At 45.3% G+C, this 19,321-nt stretch carries 14 protein-coding genes and 1 pseudogene; 10 read left to right on the forward strand and 5 right to left on the reverse strand.

The genetic code is table 11. The annotated features are described in order from the left end of the window. Nucleotides 1-223: 223 nt before the first annotated feature. Nucleotides 224-1,618, reverse strand: coding sequence for a tryptophanase (locus NO352_RS00615; RefSeq protein WP_289354708.1), 1,395 nt, complete (start codon nt 1,616-1,618; stop codon nt 224-226). A gap of 157 nt (nt 1,619-1,775) precedes the next feature. Beyond that, nucleotides 1,776-3,056 carry a hypothetical protein gene (locus NO352_RS00620; protein WP_289354709.1) on the reverse strand — a complete coding sequence of 427 codons (1,281 nt, stop codon included), beginning with the start codon at nt 3,054-3,056 and terminating at the stop codon, nt 1,776-1,778. A 207-nt stretch (nt 3,057-3,263) separates the two neighbouring features. Here NO352_RS00620 and NO352_RS00625 point away from each other — a divergent pair, with 207 nt between their 5' ends. From NO352_RS00625 to NO352_RS00660, 8 genes are all read left to right on the forward strand, one after another. Further along, a complete protein-coding gene (locus NO352_RS00625) occupies nt 3,264-4,907 on the forward strand; it encodes a glycoside hydrolase family 19 protein (protein WP_268620088.1) in 1,644 nt (547 codons plus the stop codon). Nucleotides 4,908-5,330: 423 nt separating this feature from the next. Continuing rightward, nucleotides 5,331-6,713: a S41 family peptidase gene (locus NO352_RS00630; RefSeq protein WP_289354710.1), complete on the forward strand. Its 1,383-nt coding sequence runs from the start codon at nt 5,331-5,333 to the stop codon at nt 6,711-6,713. Nucleotides 6,714-6,897: 184 nt separating this feature from the next. After that, on the forward strand, nt 6,898-7,389 hold the full coding sequence (locus NO352_RS00635) for a GNAT family N-acetyltransferase (RefSeq protein ID WP_289354711.1): 492 nt from the start codon (nt 6,898-6,900) through the stop codon (nt 7,387-7,389). Nucleotides 7,390-7,507: 118 nt separating this feature from the next. Then, the gene (locus NO352_RS00640) at nt 7,508-9,187 is read left to right on the forward strand and encodes an extracellular solute-binding protein (RefSeq protein WP_289354712.1); all 1,680 of its coding nucleotides are present in this window, start codon (nt 7,508-7,510) and stop codon (nt 9,185-9,187) included. A gap of 204 nt (nt 9,188-9,391) precedes the next feature. Continuing rightward, complete coding sequence (locus NO352_RS00645) at nt 9,392-10,297, forward strand: ABC transporter permease (protein WP_289354713.1); 906 nt, start codon at nt 9,392-9,394, stop codon at nt 10,295-10,297. A 19-nt stretch (nt 10,298-10,316) separates the two neighbouring features. Next, entirely contained in the window at nt 10,317-11,195 is an 879-nt protein-coding gene (locus tag NO352_RS00650) for a carbohydrate ABC transporter permease (RefSeq protein ID WP_005542969.1), read from the forward strand. A 38-nt stretch (nt 11,196-11,233) separates the two neighbouring features. Then, nucleotides 11,234-12,964 (forward strand): sensor histidine kinase, encoded by a 1,731-nt coding sequence (locus tag NO352_RS00655; RefSeq protein WP_289354714.1) that lies wholly within the window; start codon nt 11,234-11,236, stop codon nt 12,962-12,964. Nucleotides 12,965-12,978: 14 nt separating this feature from the next. Continuing rightward, complete coding sequence (locus NO352_RS00660) at nt 12,979-14,718, forward strand: response regulator transcription factor (protein WP_268620084.1); 1,740 nt, start codon at nt 12,979-12,981, stop codon at nt 14,716-14,718. A 298-nt stretch (nt 14,719-15,016) separates the two neighbouring features. On the opposite strand, the gene NO352_RS00665 is transcribed toward NO352_RS00660, so the two are convergent. Continuing rightward, the gene (locus NO352_RS00665) at nt 15,017-15,712 is read right to left on the reverse strand and encodes a hypothetical protein (protein WP_289354715.1); all 696 of its coding nucleotides are present in this window, start codon (nt 15,710-15,712) and stop codon (nt 15,017-15,019) included. Nucleotides 15,713-16,024: 312 nt separating this feature from the next. Here NO352_RS00665 and NO352_RS00670 point away from each other — a divergent pair, with 312 nt between their 5' ends. Then, complete coding sequence (locus NO352_RS00670) at nt 16,025-16,732, forward strand: hypothetical protein (protein ID WP_289354716.1); 708 nt, start codon at nt 16,025-16,027, stop codon at nt 16,730-16,732. 82 nt (nt 16,733-16,814) lie between these two features. Here the strand turns inward: NO352_RS00670 and NO352_RS00675 are convergent, their stop codons facing one another. After that, complete coding sequence (locus NO352_RS00675; protein WP_289354717.1) at nt 16,815-17,567, reverse strand: class I SAM-dependent methyltransferase; 753 nt, start codon at nt 17,565-17,567, stop codon at nt 16,815-16,817. A 389-nt stretch (nt 17,568-17,956) separates the two neighbouring features. Between NO352_RS00675 and NO352_RS00680 the strand changes: the two genes are divergently transcribed. Continuing rightward, nucleotides 17,957-18,868 carry a serine/threonine protein kinase gene (locus NO352_RS00680; RefSeq protein WP_289354718.1) on the forward strand — a complete coding sequence of 304 codons (912 nt, stop codon included), beginning with the start codon at nt 17,957-17,959 and terminating at the stop codon, nt 18,866-18,868. Nucleotides 18,869-19,019: 151 nt separating this feature from the next. Here the strand turns inward: NO352_RS00680 and NO352_RS00685 are convergent. Further along, nucleotides 19,020-19,279 (reverse strand): annotated as a pseudogene (locus NO352_RS00685) (endonuclease V); the annotation flags it as partial. Between the last annotated feature and the right edge of the window lie 42 nt (nt 19,280-19,321).

Consider the following 19,321-nt stretch of genomic DNA (forward strand, 5'->3'; position numbering starts at 1 on the left):
ATTTGAAAACAAGGGGGTGTCCCAAGTCTTTTTAGACTTTTGGGACACCCCCTGCTTCATTACCGATATCCAGGTAGAATAGCTGCTGAACCCTCCGGACGAGAGGGTTCGCGCTCCTCATCCTGTCTCACAGCAGCGTACATGACGTAAGGCAGACGGCGACCCGTTTGACAGACGGTGGCATTTCGATGTCACCGTCCCTGTTCAGGTTGGACGACATATGTCAGCGGGATGGAGCACCGATCTTGACTGGTCGAAGGCGCGCAGTGAAATGTCGCAATATCGGCGGTTCGTATGTGAATTCTAACCCTGTCAGTGTTCTTGCCCGATCCTTGATTGCAATCAAGGCATCCGCAATGACATCCATATGGTTATTCGTATAGACACGGCGCGGAATCGTCAAGCGCAGCAATTCAAGCTTGCTCTCCAACTGCTCACCGGTCGCAGCGTCACGTCCCAGCAGAAAAGAACCGATCTCGACCCCCCGTATTCCTGCTTCAAGGTATAGCTCATTCGCCAACACCTGTGCCGGGAATTGCGCCGCAGGAATATGCGGCAGCATCTTCTTCGCATCTACGAAGACGGCATGGCCACCCGTTGGCGTCTGGTACGGGATTCCGCCTTCCTCAAGGCGACTGCCGAGATATTCGATTTGGCCGATGCGATAAGCAAGATATTGCTCGTCTATGCCTTCGCGCAGCCCGCGGGCAAGAGCTTCCATATCACGGCCTGTCAAGCCGCCGTAGGTCGGAAAGCCCTCCATCGGCACCGTCATCGAACGCGCTTGCGTAAATAACGTCTCATCCTCTTTAAAGGCCAGCAAGCCGCCGATATTGACAAGCCCATCCTTCTTAGCGCTCATCGTGAACCCTTCGCCATAAGAGAACATTTCACGGACGATATCAATAATATCTTTATCTTCATAGCCTTGCTCGCGCTTCTTAATAAAGTATGCATTTTCGGCATAGCGCGCGGCATCAAAAAAAACGCGAATCCCATTCTGCTTTGCAATGGCGGATACCTCACGGATATTTTCCATGGATACGGGCTGGCCGCCGGCACTGTTGTTCGTCACGGTAATAAGAATAAATGCAATATTTTCTGTTCCTTTTTCGACGAGCGTATGGCGCAGCTTATCCACATCGAAGTTTCCTTTGAACGGGTAAGGCGTCGTCGTATCATAGGCTTGTTCGGTAACAAGATCAACTGCAATCCCCCCGGCCAGATCGACATGCGCACGCGTTGTATCGAAATGCCAATTGCTCAGGACATACTGCCCTTTTTGAATAAGCAGCGGAAACAGCACCTTCTCGGCGCCCCGCCCCTGATGCATGGGAATTACATGCTGATAGCCTGTAATCTGTTGCACTGCATCGCACAGATGATAATAGTTGCGGCTGCCCGCGTACGACTCATCGCCCAGCATCAGGCCCGCCCATTGGTTGTCGCTCATCGCGCTTGTGCCGCTGTCGGTCAACAGATCGATGTACACTTCATCCCCGCGCAGCAGAAATGGATTATAACCCGCCCGTTCAAGCGCCTTTTCCCGTTCTTCCCGTGAGATCATGCTCAACGGCTCCACCATTTTGATTTTAAAAGGCTCTGCGAATCGCGCCATTCCAACACCCCCGTTATTCATTGAAAAATTTTCATTCAAAGGTACAGCTTGAAAGTCTCCCCATATATCCAATATTTTGAAATCAATTTCATTATACTGGGAAAATTTAACGGTTTCAATCAATAGGAACGGCACGATTCGGGCAGAGTTTCGCTGATTATATGCTGTTTAACTCCATAATCTCACCATTTGCAGCATTCACAGCGTAAGCACAGTCTAATTTTCCGCATAATATATATTTCTTCTGTTCAGGATGATACACATATACTGGCGTTAATTCGATGAGGCTCTTTTCCTTCAGCATTTCATAGGCCTCATCTCGACTGATGAGGACCTTACCAGCCCCCTGGAACTCGTCGAACATGTGGAGAAAAGGCAGATTGTCGACTGCATTTACAACTACATGACGCTGCGTATCAATGAACAGAACCAGCTTGCGTTGGAACACGCACTTATTCGGTTTCTTAACCCGCAATACCGCTTGAATATATCCCCTGTGGCGTTGCAGCGTCTTAAGCACCCATTGGCCGGAGTCGTTCGGGTATAATTGGCTCATTCCTGCAATAACCGCCGCGATCGATTTCTCTTGTTCAACTTCCGTAATTGGAAAAGAATCGGGATGCGGTTCACGCGCAATCGCTTGTTCAAGGGTGACCGTTTCCTGCCACTCGATGTCCGCTTTTTCATAAGGATGCGTGCTTGTTTGTTCCCACTCGATAACCTTATCCATATTCAGCTTCGAACCCGGATGGATAATGAATTCAAACGGAATAATAGTGGCTCCGTCGTTCGTCATATAGACCTCTTCGATCCCGTAGAGCGGAATAAGTCGCTGTTCTTCATGCACTGGATATTCGAGCAGCTTCAGTTGCTGCTTGGCTAGGGGATCGACTTGTTCAAGGGATAATGTGAAAGCCTCTTTCTGAATGGTTGACTTAGAGGCGTATAGTCCATACCTCGAATACTGTACGAGCCTTCCGTCTTCATCAAAGTGAATCTCGATTTGCCCGGAGGGGGATACCGGACCCCCGTTCACGCACTCGTGAAATCGATATTGGTTATTCTGTTTCTGAGTGAGCCGGAACTGCTTGTCGTACACAAGTCCGGTATCCCGTTCGATCCACTTAATGACCTCGTCCAAGCCGATGTTCGGGTAAGTCGGGCTGTTCGCATAGGATTTCCCTTGTACGAAGATGACGCTCGTATACTGCCGGGAAGCAAGGTCGTATTGAATGACGGCCGTACCCTCGGGATTCAATCCTTCTTCTACGGACCCCATCATCTGTAGCGGCGGATACCATTCCATGCTGAGGCTGTAAACCGTCTCATAGAATAGATTGACTTCCCGATACAACTCGTGAGTATGTAATTGGTAATCCTCTAATCCGAAGGTGTGCTGCGTTGCATCTATGATCTCCTGAATATTAATCTCATCCATATGGTTGGTTCCTCCATGAAGAGTTTTTCATTGCTTTTATCGTATCATTTCCAGCATGGCAGATCGAGTATTCGATAGGGATATAGCGCTATAGGCGTGCAATATAATCAAGATTCGACATAGGATTGGTTCGCTGTACCTATTGAGCACGGGAGATGCAATTTCCTATACTAGAATCGTTACCAGTAACTGAATAGGAGGCGTATAATGAATCGCAACTTTCCGTTCTCGCACAAGCTTTTGCTCAAAAGTTTAAGCGTTGTTCTTGGTGCAGCCATTGTTGCGTCTGTGCCAATGGGTACCTTGTCTACAGTTCATGCGGCAAACAACACGAATTCCTCTCAGGCACAAGCATGGCAGACCAACAAGGCCTACTCTGCCGGAGATATTGTATCTTATCAGGGCAAGATTTATGAAGCAAAGTGGTGGTCCTACAATAACAGACCTGATGCGAAAGCGACGAATGAATGGGATACGCCATGGAAATTATTCAGAGACAACACCGAAGATACTACACCTCCAACTGCTCCAACGAATCTCGAATCAACTGAGCAATCCTCCACCTTTATCACACTTACTTGGACAGCTTCAACTGACAATGCAGGCATTTCCCATTATGATGTTCTCCGCAATGGCGTTAAAGTTGGCAGTACAATTGCTAGAATATTTTCAGACTATGAATTGGAAGCGGATACAGGCTATCAATACGTCATACGCGCCGTGGATACATCGGGCAACTATACAGACAGTTCTGCGATAAGCGCAACAACGAAGGGCGGCCCAGCCACTGATATTGGTGTAGGAGAAAGTCGAGTGCTGACCGATGCCCAGATCAATCAGCTGTGGAATGGCATAAATCCGTCCTTTCTGCCGGATGCGGCTGCAGCTTCAGTTCAAGCAGCACTTCCTAAGGCGGAGTATGAGTCTACGTTCCCGTTGCGATACGGTACGCCGGAATGGGATGCCAAAGCAAAAGGAAACCATTACTATAAGCCAAATCAAACCGACTATTATTCCTATGATAATCTCCTATCCGCTGTACGCGAGATTGCCAACATCAAATATAAGGAAGTCATGCGCGAGGGCTATCCGAATGTGAAGCAAATTTATCGCTTGGACAAGCAGGCCAAGACGGAAACGCTGCTCTTTCAAGCTCCTGATTTCAATGATACAAGCCATGCCAGCTTACCGAAGCTGACGCGGATCGTTGATTTCGGCAGCTTCCTGAATGAAGGAAGCGACAATAATCGCAAGCGTGAGCTTGCCGGGTTCCTAGCGAACATTGCTCATGAGACAGGCGGAGGATGGGCTACGGCACCGGGCGGCGAGCTGCGCTGGGCACTGTTTTTCAATGAAGAGCTGGGCTTCGTGAATACGGATAAGATCGGCTATGTAGATGAGAACAATCTGTTCTGGAAGCCGGTTCCGGGCAAATCCTATCATGGACGCGGCCCGATTCAGCTCAGTTGGAACTATAACTATGGATTAATTAGTAGCATCGTATACCGTGATCCTAGTGTTCTATTGAACGATCCGGACAAAATTACGGCTGACGGGAAGCTGGGCTTTATCACAGCACTGCTCTTCTGGATGACACCACAGGATCCGAAGCCTTCCAATCATGACATTATGACGGGGCAGTGGACGCCTACGGCAGAACAGCTGGCGAAGGGTCTCGTTCCGGGCTTTGGTGCGACCATTATGGTGATCAACGGCGGTCAAGAAGCGAATTTGCCGGAAACGGCCGACCCGGTACGCCGCCGTGTAGCGCATTACCGTGACTTGACGACACGCATGGGAGCGAATATTGATGGCGAGAAGCTGGATACAGCGGGCATGCAGCCGTTTTAACCTTGCGTAATAGAAAGCCTTGCTTACGAGAATTTTGTCCAACGGGTTCGATTCGAAAGAGGTTTCTAGCAGGTCTCCACATTATAATAAGGAATCTGCAGAAGAGGTTGAGTTGTATGGAGCGGTTCTTGTCGAGGGATTCGAGGGCATAAGTGAAATAAAAAATGCGAAATTGAATAATTAGAAATGATAGTATGGCTGTATCAAGTTCACGGCTCAAGCGTATGCTTGGGCTATTTTTGTCGTTACGATGGCTTGTATTTTTCAGATAAATCCCAAATAATACAAATAAAAAATCCGCTTGTATGCTATATTGTTGTTATTGTTTTTTCCTTATATAACCAGATAAAGAGTGGGTGCGGACAAGCAACTGCATATAATGAATAACTCGTTAATAAACGAATGCAAGGGGAACGATATCAAATGAAAATTCGATTAGTAGGGTTTCTGTTATTTATTTTCATTATCGGGATTGTCATTGTTACGGCACTAACGTGGAATGATAGAGTTACTGAAAAAGCGATTAGTAAGAAGCAACTTCACGAATCTGCGGTTCTAACGAAGGAACAGCAAACAGCGATAAAAGATATCGAATTTTTGTATAACAAAATTGCGGACACCCATCCTGCCGCCGTGAATGGAGTATCTGAGGAACTGAAGGCCCAGTACGAACAAGTATTGAAGGAAATTAAAGAAAAGAAAGATCAGATATATCGCAGAGATATTTACTTCTGGGGGCAATCCGTTATTGCTCATCTGCATGATGCAAATTCAGGTCTTTCAGTCAGTTCAAGCTTTCGAAAGCGAAAGATTCCAATTTTATATAAATGGTATGAGAATGGGGTGTATATATACTATAGTAATGAGGGAGATTTGAAGGCTGGAGATGAGATTATTGCTATTGGCAACAGGACAATCGAAGAGTTGGCTCAAGACCTTAGCAAATATATCTCTAGTGATAATAAGATGTTTTTGCTCGCTAAGCTGGAGATGTCAAGCATATTGACTGAAGAAGTGTATTTGGAGAAGTTAGGTTTAATTGAAAATAAAGATTATGTTGTATATACCATTGTGAGAGATGGGGAAAAGCTGCAGCAGACGGTTAAGTTACAGGTGAAGCCTATATCAGTGGGATATCCCTCAAATTATTCCCAACACATAGATAAGGACAAAAACATAGCTCTATTTAAAATGAATGTGTTGAAGTCAGATGATGTGTATGACGCTGAATTAAAAAAGTTCTTCTCTTCGGCTAAGCACAATCAAATTGACAATGTCGTGCTAGACCTCCGTTATAATTTCGGTGGTGAGAATGTGAGTGCTATCGTCGAGAAACTGCTCCAATATATGAATGTGCGGCACTATCAATCCTTTGCAGAAACGCGTAACTCGAAAGAGGCGGTCAGTAGAGGGGAAAAAGAAGGAATGGCAGAAAGAATACGTTCAACAACAAAGAACAATAATGCTCATAATGAGCTAGTATTTGAAGGGAAACTATATGTACTTACTTCTAAATATACAAATGGCGGAGCATCATTGATGACGGCGATTTTGCAAGACAATAAGATTGGACAAGTGATTGGAGAAATGCCTGGAGGAAATGCGAATGCATACGTTGCTTCCGTAAAATTCGATCTGCCAAACAGTAAATATTCAATGTACTTGTCAAGTAAACAACTCGAGAGACCGGATTCTTCCAAAGGAGCAGCACTTATCCCTGATTATGTGGTACCTTCAACCTTCAACAAAACAAAACATGTGGATGAGCAGCTCGCCTTTGTCGAACAACTCGTGAACAAGAAATAATGCGTATACCTGTCCCCAGCGCTTCAGCCGTCTGGGGATTTTGATTAGGCGGCAACGGTCGCAGAGAGTCAAGAAGTAAATAACCGTTACTAGGAGATTCGTGCTTCCGCCTATTGATCCTGTCAGGTACAATAAGTGAATTATGGAATTAGCAGCGTTTACCATCTAAGGGGGAGGATTGATCATGAATATACGTCCAGCCGTGGTGCAGGAAGTACATCAACTAAGCGAGCTAGCCTATGAATCAAAGGCATATTGGGGCTATAGCGAAGCGTTCATGGAAGCTTGTCGAGAAGATTTGACGATTACAGAGGAGCAGCTTGCTTCCGCTCATTTTTTCGTCATTGAGGAAGCGGGGCATATTCAAGGATTCATTGGCTTGGAACAGAATGCGCTTCAACAGGACAAGGGCTTGGTAACCGACTTGTTCATTCATCCGAATGCAATAGGCCAAGGGTATGGACAAGCACTGTGGCACCACATGATCGCTGCGGCACAGAAGCTTGGGATACAGACGCTGCTTGTACATAGCGATCCGAATGCGGAGCTTTTTTATATGCGGATGGGGGCAAGAAGAATTGGCGAAATCGCGTCTACAGTATTCCCGGGCCGACAACTGCCCTTATTGGAAATCAGACTGGAGAGCCCTGCGCAGGAATTGCAGAACAACACTTGACCATAGGGATTCACCACAACAGTTGTATATAGAAGTAAAGACCAGTATATAGAATGCCTTTTGAACGATATCTACAATTAGAAGTGGGTCTTCATTACACATATTAGGAGGGTCAGACGTGAAAAGAGTGCGGAATATGTTATTGGTGCTTACGCTCATCTTGAGTCTCGTCGCAACGGCTTGCACAAGCAAGCCCGCAGAAACACCACAACCTACATCAGATAAGCCAGCAGAGAACACAACAGCAGAGAAATCAGCGGAATCACCAGAACATACAGTTATTGAAGCATCCACTGTTCGTGCAAAGGATCCCTATTTGAAGTTTGATGCAGGGGAAACGTACGATAAGAATGCTGTATACGATGCATATGAGAAAGATGTTGGCGTTAAAATTACGAATAAATGGGTTGTTGACGGAGTCGTAAGCGGCCCGCAGTTCCAAGAGAAGCTCAAGATGGCGATTGCGACTGACGATCTGCCTGACTTCTTCCCAGCTACACCAGCCCAACTGCAGCAACTCATAGAGGCAGATATGATTCAAGATTTGACTGAAGTGTATGATAAATACGCAACAGATGAAACAAAAGAATTTTTGATGCGCGATGGCGGTCTTCAGATGAAGTCCGGAACATTCGATGGCAAGCTGATGGGGATTCCAGAGTCGGGAAGTGCTTTTGTTCCGCAATTCGTATGGGTGCGTGCGGACTGGCTGAAGAAGCTGAACCTGCCTGAGCCGAAAACGATGCAAGACCTGATTAAAATTATGGAAACGTTTGCAGAGGAGGATCCCGGCGGTACCGGCAAATCCTATGGCCTTGCATTAAATAAGAAATTTGATGATGGCGCTCTTGGTCTCATCGGCTTCCTGAATGGATACCATGCCTACTTGAAGCAATGGATTGATGACGGCAAAGGCGGTTTAATGTACAGTGATATCCAGCCGGAAATGAAGGAAGCACTTCGCTCACTGCAGGATATGTTCAAGAAGGGTCTGATCGATCCAGAATTTGCAGTTAAGGATATGATGAAGGCTTCTGAAATGATATTCAATAACCAAATTGGCGTACTCTATGGTGCAGAATGGACTCCGGCTCATTTGGCTCAAGGTGCGATCAAGGACGGCAAGATTGTTCAGGACTGGAAAGTATATCGTCTTCCTTCCATTGACGGTACAGAAGCGTCCACGCAAATTGAGCTGGGTACAGAAAAATATAACGTTGTCTCGAAGAAAGCGAAGCATCCGGAGGCAATGATTAAGCTATTGAATCAATGGATCGCAATTGATAATCACCCGACGGAAGAGCAGAAGGTATATGAATTCGGCAAGAGCATGAAGGAGAGCGGCAATAATTATTGGCAGCTTAGCCCAGTGATGGCCTTCAACCAAGCGAACGACAACGGGTCTGTATTGCCTAAAGCAATCGAGACGAAGGATGAGAGCCTGCTGAAGACAAAAGATCAAAAAACGCGCTATGCCCGCGCAATGAAATATGTGAAAGGCGAAGATATTTCGATGTGGTGGGAAATGCTGATTTCCGGTCCAAATGGAGCAGTATCTAACGTGCCATATTTAAAAGAGCATAACTTGTTCCATCGGAACAAATTCTACGGCGCTCCAACGCCTACGATGGTCGAAAGGCAAGAGCTCTTGCTGCGCAAGCGTGACGAAGTCTTTATGAAGATCATTATGAACCAAGCACCTATCGATGAATTCGACAAATTTGTGGAAGACTGGAAGAAGCTTGGCGGAGATGATATGACGAAGGAAGTAAACGAGTGGTACGCAGCAAATAAATGATGATCAGGGGATCGGGACTTGTTCCGGTCTCCTTTTTTTCGTTAATCCGCAAAGGAAAGAGATTCGAAGCTCAACAGTTGTATATAGAAGTAAAGACCAGTATATGGAATGGTGTTAGATCTATATCTACAATGAAAGTAGTTCTTTATTCATATATAGGGCATGCCCTTCTTTTTAAATTTACTACAAGTAGGTGGAGCAGAAATGAATCGATTGTCTCGGATGTGGAAGCGCGAATGGCCGCTGCATGTAATGCTCGTTCCCGCACTGATTTTCATTATTGTATTCAGCTATATTCCGATGGTAGGCATCCTAATGGCGTTCCAGAAGTATATCCCGACGAAGGGACTGCTGGGATCTCCGTTCGTGGGCTGGAAGAACTTTAAGTTCCTGCTGGATTACCCGGATATCGGCCGTATCTTCTTCAATACGGTTTACATCGCGGTCATGAAGATTCTTGCCGGATTGGTCGTGCCGATTACGATTGCTATCCTATTGAATGAATTGCGCAAAGAGTGGGTAAAGCGTACATTCCAAACAATGGTTTACTTGCCGCACTTTTTATCTTGGGTTCTGCTCAGCGGCATCGTTATTGATGTGCTCTCTCCTTCTACAGGAATTGTGAATCATTTTCTCGGCTTATTCGGGGTGAAGCCTATCTTCTTCCTCGGAGACAACAGTTGGTTCCCATATGTCATGGTCGCTACGGACGTATGGAAGGAATTCGGCTTCGGCACAATCATTTATTTGGCGGCGCTTACAGGCATTAATCCAGTGCTGTATGAAGCTGCGGAAATTGACGGGGCCGGACGCTGGAAGCAAACTCTGAATGTAACCTTGCCGGGCATGCTGCCGATTATCGTGCTGATGCTTACGCTCAGCATCGGGAACGTGCTGAATGCCGGATTCGATCAGATCTTCAACCTGTACAACCCGCAAGTATACGAGAGCGGAGATATTATTGATACATTCGTATATCGAATGGGTGTCGTAGAGTCGCAATATGGCTTCGCTACAGCCGTTGGACTGCTGAAGTCAGCCGTATCCTTCATCTTAATATCTGTATCGTATGTGATGGCCTATCGCTTTGCCAATTACCGCATATTCTAGTCAAGGAGGACGAATTGTTATGAAAAAGTCGTTAGGCCGACGAATCTTCTTAGGCTGCAACTATGTATTTCTAACTTTCATTTCGGTATTATGTCTGCTGCCGCTTGTTCATATATTAGCCGTGTCCTTCAGTTCAGGGTCAGCGGCTTCTGCAGGCAAGGTCATGCTCTGGCCGGTGGAATTCACGACTGCAGCGTATCAGAACGTATTCGGCAAGCCAGAATACTTGCGCGCCTTCTGGGTTACAATTGAGCGCTCCGTACTGGGTACAGCCTTCAGCATGTTTTTGACGATCATGACCGCATACCCGTTATCGAAAGAGACATCGCAGTTCCGTATGCGAACCGTATATGTATGGATATTCGTATTCACGATTCTATTCAATGGCGGCTTGATTCCATGGTACATGACTGTGAAAGCGGTCGGGATTGTGGACACGATTTGGGCCTTGATACTGCCGAATGCAGTTCAAGTATTCAATATTATTTTGCTGCTTAACTTCTATCGCAACTTGCCGAAGGAATTGGAGGAATCTTCGAAGATTGACGGAGCGGGACATTTCACAACCTTGTGGAAAATATATGCGCCCTTATCTATTCCGGCACTGGCAACGACAGGACTCTTTACGGTTGTCTGGCATTGGAATAGCTGGTTCGACGGCATGCTGTTAATGAGCCATCCCGAGAAATATCCGCTGCAAACGTTCTTGCAGTCCATCATCATTAAGATGGATTTGCGTTACCTGAAGCCAGAGGAAATTGAACTTATGCAGAAGCTGTCGGACCGGACGAGTAAGGCTGCGCAAATCTTTGTCGCAGCATTCCCAATTTTAATTATATATCCATTTTTACAGCGATTCTTCATTAAAGGAATTGTGATGGGGAGTGTCAAAGAATAGATAGTAGCCGAATCCTCCAAATGTAGGGAGAACATACGATGAGACTATTATTCCGCTTAAAAGACTCTTCCATCTTCATGAAGATCATGGCTGTATTTCTAATCGTGCTGCTCCCCCTCATGATGATTACGTTATTCATCAATGAGCGGGGAGCTAATAGCATTCAGCGGGAAATATCGCGTTCCACCTTGAATACGACCAGTTTCTATTTAGATTCACTCGATAAGGAAGTGGAACGAATCAATCGGTATTTGCCCAACTATGTAACAGACAATGATTTGTTAGAATTGGCTGCGCTGGGAACCGACTTAACCGATTATGAACGGGCTAACAACATAACGATGATTCAAAAGCGTCTTGAACTGATGAAAAATACAAGTTCCTTCATTCGTGAAGCAAGGGCATATGTACCGAAAATTGATCGTACGCTGTTAAGCCAGCAATTCAATACATTCCTGAATCGAGAGGAATTTGCTGCGATGCAGCATGGCAGTCCTTTTTACAGCAAGCCGTTCATATACTGGAACAATCGCTTGTTCATAACGCTGCAATATCCTACAAATACATTCAAAGACCCTGTCTATATGGTAGGTGTGGAGCTGTCTACGAGCAAGATTAAGGAATCGCTCGATCAGATCGCAGGCTCCTTGAATGGAGAAACGATGCTGCTGAATGTGGAGCATGGATGGGATATTCGAAGCAATGAGCAGTCGACGCTGCAAGAGTCAATGAAAGCGTTTATTCAGGAGAAGTGGAAGAAAGAACAATATGAAGGCTATGATATTGTGCAGTATGATGGCGAGCGATATTTGACGGTGTACAAATATTCTCCCGTATGGAGCTCATACTCTGTAACTTGCATACCGGAATCAACCGTTCTGGGGCCGATCCAGAAGTATCGGCAGTGGTTCTGGTGGGCATGCGGGTTGGCCGTGGCGGCGGCGTTATTTTTCTCCTATTCTTTAATGAAGCTGATGTATCGTCCGCTAATGAAGCTGATTCAAGCCTTCAGAAGAGTGAAGCAACTGAATCTGGCTCCTGTCCCAATTGATCGCGGTCATGACGAGTTCGGCTATTTATACCAAGCTTTTAATGATACCGTGCAGTCGCTTAAAACGCTTATTGAGCAAAATTATGAGCAGCAAATTCGTACACAGCGTTCAGAGTTGAAACGGCTTCAATCGCAAATTAATCCGCATTTCCTATACAATTGCTTTTTCGTGCTGTGCCGGCTAATTAAGTCGGAAGACAAAGAGAAGGCATACCAATTCTGCTTGTATATCGGCGAGTATTTTCATTTCATTACCCGGAACGATGATGATGAAATTCCGCTAGAGATGGAAGTGAAGCATTCCTCGACCTATGTAGACATGCAATCTATTTGCTATGGGGATCGCATTCATGTATACCTTGACATTGAGAGTCTGCCTATTCGAGTACCACGTCTTGTACTGCAGCCGATTATCGAAAATGCATATAAGTATGCCTTCGGCAACATGCGCGGAGAAGGAGAACTATGGGTGCACAGCGAACAGGTTGATGGTGGCGTTATCATCAGTGTAGAAGACAATGGCGATAGCTTGGACGATGGGAAGCTGAGTGAGCTTTGCAGCCGCCTTGTCTATTGTGCTAATCATATTGATGAGACAACTGGCTTAATAAATGTGCACAGGCGTATTCAGCTCCGTTATGGAGAGGAATATGGATTGGAATTGTCGCGTTCTGAACTTGGAGGACTGAAGGTACGTATACATCTTGGGCTTGAATAAAGGAGGAGAGCGACATGCGACGAATGCTTATCGTGGACGATCTACCCATTATTGTAGATGGATTGCTGGAATTGTTCCAGGGCATGGAGCACCTAGAACTCGAAATCTTGAAAGCGTATTCCGGTGAAGAAGCACTCGAAATGATGCACGGATCTGCCTTTCCGATCGATATTGTAATCTCTGATATCAAGATGCCAGGCTTAGAAGGGATCGAATTGTTGCAGAATATTAAGTCCCATTGGCCGAACTGTAAAGTGATCTTCTTAACGGGATATAATGACTTCCAATATGTACAGAGTGCTATGGTTCTTGGAGGGTTCGATTATATTTTGAAAATTGAGAGCGATGATAAAATTATTGCCGCCGTGGAACGGGCTATTGCTCAGCTTGCCAAGGAAAGCGAGCAGATGCGCAGGCTGGAACAAGCGCATTATCGAATGCGGCAGGCACTGCCGCTGCTGCAGAAGGAGTACGTATGGGAGCTTCTTGAGGGAAAGCAGGAGATGATAGGCGGGCTGGAACGGAATTTTCAAGAATATGATATTCCTCTGCGTGCGGATCAGCCTGTAATCCTTCTTGTTGGCAAGGTGGATTCGTGGAAAAACTCCTTCAGTTCACTTGATAAATCACTTCTGTTATACGGTGTTCAGAATATTGTCGAGGAGTATGTCACTCCCTATATGGAATGCTTCTCCTGTACGTTCGAGCATTCCAAGCTAGTATGGCTGCTTCAACCGCGTATGACGCAAAATGGGCATCATATACACCCCTATCCCGAGTACGATTCTTATGAAGAATCGCTTACGGAATCGGAAGTATGGAGGTCGTCACAGGCACGCTTGGGCGGAGTCATAGGTATGATTCAGCAAACCTGCCAGCGTCTTCTGCAAGTAACGGTATCTTTTGCGCTAAGCAGCACATGGGCGGATTGGCCGAATGTGGCGGAACGCTTCCAAATGCTGAAGTATTGCTTCGTATCTGGTTATCAACTTCCGAATGAGGTCATTCTTACGGATTCCGATATTTTACGTATGCAAGAGTGCGACGATGGAACCGATACACAGGACTACTTCCAGCATAATCGTATTCAACTGCTGCAGAAATGTATGGAGAACAATCATCGGAAAGAATTTTATGAATTGTTCCTGCATATTACGAAGGATTGGAACAGTGAAGACGAGAATAGCTATGCGCGCAAGATGGCATTGTACCATTCCTTGTCGGCCTTGTTCTTGTCCTACTTAGGGAATAGTCACAAGTTGAAGCAGGAGGCCGGCGCGAAATTCGACCTCGGTTTCTTGTACCAGAAGCGGGAAACGCTCTCTTGGCTTGAGATGAAGAAGCATTTCTGGGAACTGGCTGAATATTTGTTCGAGCGGCAAGAAGGGCGAGACGAACAGGTTCCAGGAGAACTGATCAAGAGAGTACACCGGTATATTGCGAATAATCTTACGCGGGATATATCGCTGATCGCCATAGCGAACGAGGTGGGATTGAATCCCTCGTATTTATCCCGATTATATAAGCAGATGACAGGTATTGGCATCTCAGATTACATTAACGATTATCGCAACTTACAGGCCAAGGAATGGCTGCTCAATAGCTCGAAGAAGGTCAATGAGATCGCATCTGCACTTGGATATAATTCTGCGCTTGCCTTTATTCGCTTCTTTAAGAAGCAGAATCAGATGACACCGCTGGAGTATCGAATGAAGCTGCAGACCAATGATGCAAGAGAGGAACTATCGCAATGAATAGAGGGCCGCATAGCGGCTTCCTGGCTCGTATCATTTGAACGACGATTGTTAGAAAGACCTGTGCCGTTGAGGGTTGGCGCAGGTCTATTTTTGCATGGTGTTGAATGTTGAACACTCATTTTCCCCTATTAAGGTTGGTTTCTTCTCTGATTGTTATTTATAATAAGATTCACATGCTGAAAGATATAATATCTCTGTTGGTCTGCACACCACGGGGATTTTTATTTTAACCGGATGACTTCGAAAGGGAAAATAAAAAGCCCAGAAATAATTTCTGGGCTCTGGGCTCACTTAATTACGGCTTAGCTACTGTTTTAGATCCATTGAAGTGCTTTCTATAGTAATCTGTACCACTTTTTGTTTCACTAAATGACCAACCTACCTGTACCCTTTCATAAAGGGATAAACCAAGTTCCATTGACTTACTTGTAGTTGTGTCAACCTTTGCTTCTGCATATCCACTATAAGATAATTGAAGACTACCTGACGCTTGTATTGATCCTTTGGCAAAGTTTTTAACAACAGTAAAGCTTCCAGAATAAGGAGCTATATACCCTGTATCGTCATATACCTTTTTAAAACGATGACCATAGGAATTCCCAAACCTAAACTGCTCTACTTGAACAAGTACTCCAACTTTAACCTTAACCCCTGCACCAATATCAACATTTGATGAATATTCTGCATCAAATGTCTCGTACGGATCACCTGCAAGTAATTTAGGAGTGTTTTGCTCAGATTTGGAAAACTCCGCTCTCACTTGATTAATACTTTTTCCAGTAAGTTCAGCGTAACGAGCATAAAATTCATCTCGACTCAGTCTAGTAATTTGTGAGCTTTCTACATCGACATTACTTGATTGCCTAACCAATGGTGCGAATGTTGTTGAGCTTGTACTAGAGAGATTAGCGGCTGCAGCAGGAGCAACATTACTAAATATAAAGGAAGCGCTTAGTAATGCAGTCAAAAGAAGCAAAGATGTTTTTCTCAATTGTCACGCATCCTTTCATGGCATTATATTCCACTTCGCGTTATATGTATTATAGCACACGAAAATTTTCTTTTTTTATTTCATTTCCTAGGCCATTCTCATCGTGCATGATTTTGGTCGTGGATCCATTGGGATTAACTCTGGTAATGAATTCGTCGCTTTCCTGGCGATAATAATACGGGCCCATTGGCACATAAGAATTGAAATAAAGATTGGTATGTAAAGATGAATACATAAGGATTGACACTTTAAGGTTGGTAGATAAAGATTGATAGATAGAGATTGATAGATAGAGATTGGGGGAGTTGAGAGATGAGGGCACGGTTCGGCTCTATTTTAAGCTTTTTTGGCGGCCTATTCTTGTTTGCCTTTGGAATTGGAATGATTGGAATCATGTTGGAAAGGTCTATGTTCAGAGTGGATTTTATTGGAGTATGTTTCTTTGTATTTCTTATTCCTGGTCTTATCCTGTTCAGATTTGGGGGTAAGATTAAGAAAAAAGCAAAGGAGCGCGAATATTTTCGGCAGCTAGGGCTTAATCCGCCAAGCATGGTTCTCTATTCATTCATGCGGTTTATTGGGGGATGTTTAATCCTTTTATACGCAGTCGTATGCTTTAGTATGATCGTGAACTGGACGACTCAAAAAGACAAGCTCATATTAGCGATTCTCTTTGCCCTCCTTTTCTTTACGCCTGGGGTACTGCTATGGTGGGCGGCATCCGTATTGGAAAAAAAGTCGCAGGAACGCTTTCGAATGAAGTATCCCGAATATTTTGAACAGGAACCATTGCCTCGTGATATGCCGTTGAATATTGAGACTGTTGAGAGAGTGGAAATGGTACCCGAACAGCCGATTCGATATGCTGTAGCTGAAGCCGAAGTGGCAACATCCGTCAGTTCTATTCCACCACAGCTTCCGAAAATGATTACCTGTTCCAGCTGCGGCGCAAAAAATAGTGTCTCTCCAAATTCTGCAACCAAATGTGAATATTGCGGCTCTACCGTAACCTATATGTAAATGATGCTATGTCATGAACAACAGGCTGCACCATGTCAGAACGTCTGCTGACAGGTACAGCCTGTTTTATTTTTTGCGCAATCTAATGCTTTCTAGCAAGGATAGCAAAACGTTCTTCATTCGTTCGAATGCCTTTGTTCGTCATATTGTCGGCAACGAATTGATTGAAGCTGCGCATATCATGTTCGTATAGCCCAAAGTCCGGTATTGTCGGCGTGTGCGTAAGAATAAACAGCAGATCATCTGAAGTCTGATAGTATTGGGTTAGTTGAACCAGCACAGATTGAATATGGGTAAATCCAGCTTCACGCAGTTCAGCTATATATTGACGCAGCAGGGTGCCAGATTCAACGCCATAAGCTTGGCCTCTGCCGAATGCTTGCTTCAGGTTAAGCTTATTTCCCTCACTGATTTGTTGGGTGAGGAACACGCCATCGTCCGTCAACACCCGGGCTACTTCCGCGGCACTGAATTCGGAATGTCGGCAAGTGATGATGTCGAAGTGACGATCAGGGAACTTGAGCAGCTCTGCGTTCATTTGTATAAAGCGCACATTGGGCTTCTGAGCTGCTTCCAGATTCGCTCGTGCCGTACGGATCATGCTTGCAGAAGCATCGATACCGATGAGCTGCAAGACGTTATCGGCAATAGGGAGAACAGATTCACCGCCGCCAGTGCCGATGTCGAGCAGCATGTCAGATTTAGTGCACAGCCCGCGAACCTCCGTGAATAACTCCCAATTCAATCCTTCTGTAATAGATTTCACTTGGCTGAAATCCCAACCGTTCTGCTTGCCAACCCGATCGTAAAATTGTTTGTAATCAAAAGCTTTCATCTTGTATATCCACCTTCCCAAGTATATGAAATGTGAGCATCTATCTCCATTACGCTGCGTGGCTCCTAGGTTCCGTTGGACTCAAAAGGGCAGACTATCCCCTTGATAGCTGGTACGCGTTTTGATCCAGCCCGGAACCTACATACCTCGAACGTTGCGGAAAGACATCCATTTCACCTCATTGGAAAGAATGGCAAGATTATATCATGGAAAAAGATTGAAGATCAAAGCATGATCTCTTCTGATCGTTGTCTCATCGCATGTTGATATCATAAAAATCCTGAATAGAAAATATTGGGTTGCGTGTTACAATAATAGATAGTACGCGTCTGATGCCGGACATTGCATTTTCCTCGTCCCCGTTCAGGCCAGATCCTCTGGAGGAGACCGTGAAACCGGATTATGCTGATATTTGTTTGAAACGAAATTTTGTGCTTCATCAATCCTATAAAGTAAAGAAAGTAATCGCTTGCAGCGAGCTGGACATTGTATATGCGGGACAGAAACTAGAAGATGAAACAGTGGTCATCGTGAAAGAGTTCTACCCGAGGCAGGTAGCTCTTCGCGACCTCGACAAGCGAACCGTCCTGTGCCGCGGGCCCTCCGTTCAACGGCAATATGATGGGCTGCAGGAAGCTTTCCTGACGGAAACACAGATACTTCAGAAATTGAGCCATCCGAATATCGTTAGCCTTGTGGATCATTTCCAGGAAAACGGAACGCATTATATGATAATGGAGTATTGCAAGGGTATTTCGCTTGAACGCTTCATTGAAGAAGGAAGGCTTGTTTCCGTGGCCGATTTTCTGCGTGACACGATACTGCCGCTCGCATCTGCACTTGAATATGTTCACGGGCGTGGCATCATTCATCGTGATATCAAGCCGGCGAACATTATCATTGGAGAGGATGGCCAGCCGAAGCTGCTCGATTTCGGTTCTGCCGTATACTATGAGAAGACGGGACATCGAATTTTTACAAGCACGGGATATTCGCCGCTTGAATTTTACTCCGAAAAATCACGGCAGGGAGTCACGTCTGACATATACAGCTTTGCAGCTACGATGTATTTTTGCCTGAGCGGACGCACGCCAAATGATGTGACGAGGCGCTTGTTTCAAGGCGCTATTCCGATGATAGGAGCAGTAGCTGGAGCAGTAGTAGGAGTAGCAATGGGAGCAGCATTAGGCGGATTTGTCGGAGCGGCTGTGAGTACGAGTCTACTGGCAAGTGCTGCTGTCGCAGTACAGGGACGAGTCATGCTGGAGGTGGAGGCGCAAAAGGTGGGCTGCATCCGCTAAAATATCTGGCCGGTTTGTTCATGCAAGGACTCATCAGTCAATACGAGCACGAGAAAGCCAAGGATGCCTATTTATAGAAAGTGGCTGCTGGGCAAGGTGTATACAAGTGCGCGTCATATAGCAAGTTCTGGCGGTCTACAAGAGCTGGTTGGCATACCGTAGGTAATGAGATTCGGTGTCCTACGGAGACATAAATAGGATTTATATGATCCTGGGTTCTTAATACGACATCAATTTTGTCAGATTGATCAAATAGAGTTGCATATTCCCACTCTTTTGACTAGGTTCTTCGGAATCTCCAATTAACTTGGTTTTACCGCATCCTATTGCTGGAATGTTAAACAATACTCCCAAATGACTTGCTAATCCGAATCGTCTCGGATGAGCGACCCCTTGTCCATCACAGACTATTGTAATAGATATTTTACTGCACGCCTGTTGATTAACCAGATA

This window comes from Paenibacillus sp. S-12, assembly GCF_030363895.1.
Classification (GTDB): Bacteria; Bacillota; Bacilli; order Paenibacillales; family Paenibacillaceae; genus Paenibacillus_B; species Paenibacillus_B alvei.

Coding starts and splice junctions, on each gene's coding strand:
- NO352_RS00615 (WP_289354708.1), bottom strand. CDS start 1,618: ATGGCGCGATTCGCAGAGCCTTTTAAAATCAAAATGGTGGAGCCGTTG.
- NO352_RS00620 (WP_289354709.1), bottom strand. CDS start 3,056: ATGGATGAGATTAATATTCAGGAGATCATAGATGCAACGCAGCACACC.
- NO352_RS00660 (WP_268620084.1), top strand. CDS start 12,979: ATGCGACGAATGCTTATCGTGGACGATCTACCCATTATTGTAGATGGA.
- NO352_RS00630 (WP_289354710.1), top strand. CDS start 5,331: ATGAAAATTCGATTAGTAGGGTTTCTGTTATTTATTTTCATTATCGGG.
- NO352_RS00670 (WP_289354716.1), top strand. CDS start 16,025: ATGAGGGCACGGTTCGGCTCTATTTTAAGCTTTTTTGGCGGCCTATTC.
- NO352_RS00655 (WP_289354714.1), top strand. CDS start 11,234: ATGAGACTATTATTCCGCTTAAAAGACTCTTCCATCTTCATGAAGATC.
- NO352_RS00625 (WP_268620088.1), top strand. CDS start 3,264: ATGAATCGCAACTTTCCGTTCTCGCACAAGCTTTTGCTCAAAAGTTTA.
- NO352_RS00645 (WP_289354713.1), top strand. CDS start 9,392: ATGAATCGATTGTCTCGGATGTGGAAGCGCGAATGGCCGCTGCATGTA.
- NO352_RS00675 (WP_289354717.1), bottom strand. CDS start 17,567: ATGAAAGCTTTTGATTACAAACAATTTTACGATCGGGTTGGCAAGCAG.
- NO352_RS00650 (WP_005542969.1), top strand. CDS start 10,317: ATGAAAAAGTCGTTAGGCCGACGAATCTTCTTAGGCTGCAACTATGTA.
- NO352_RS00635 (WP_289354711.1), top strand. CDS start 6,898: ATGAATATACGTCCAGCCGTGGTGCAGGAAGTACATCAACTAAGCGAG.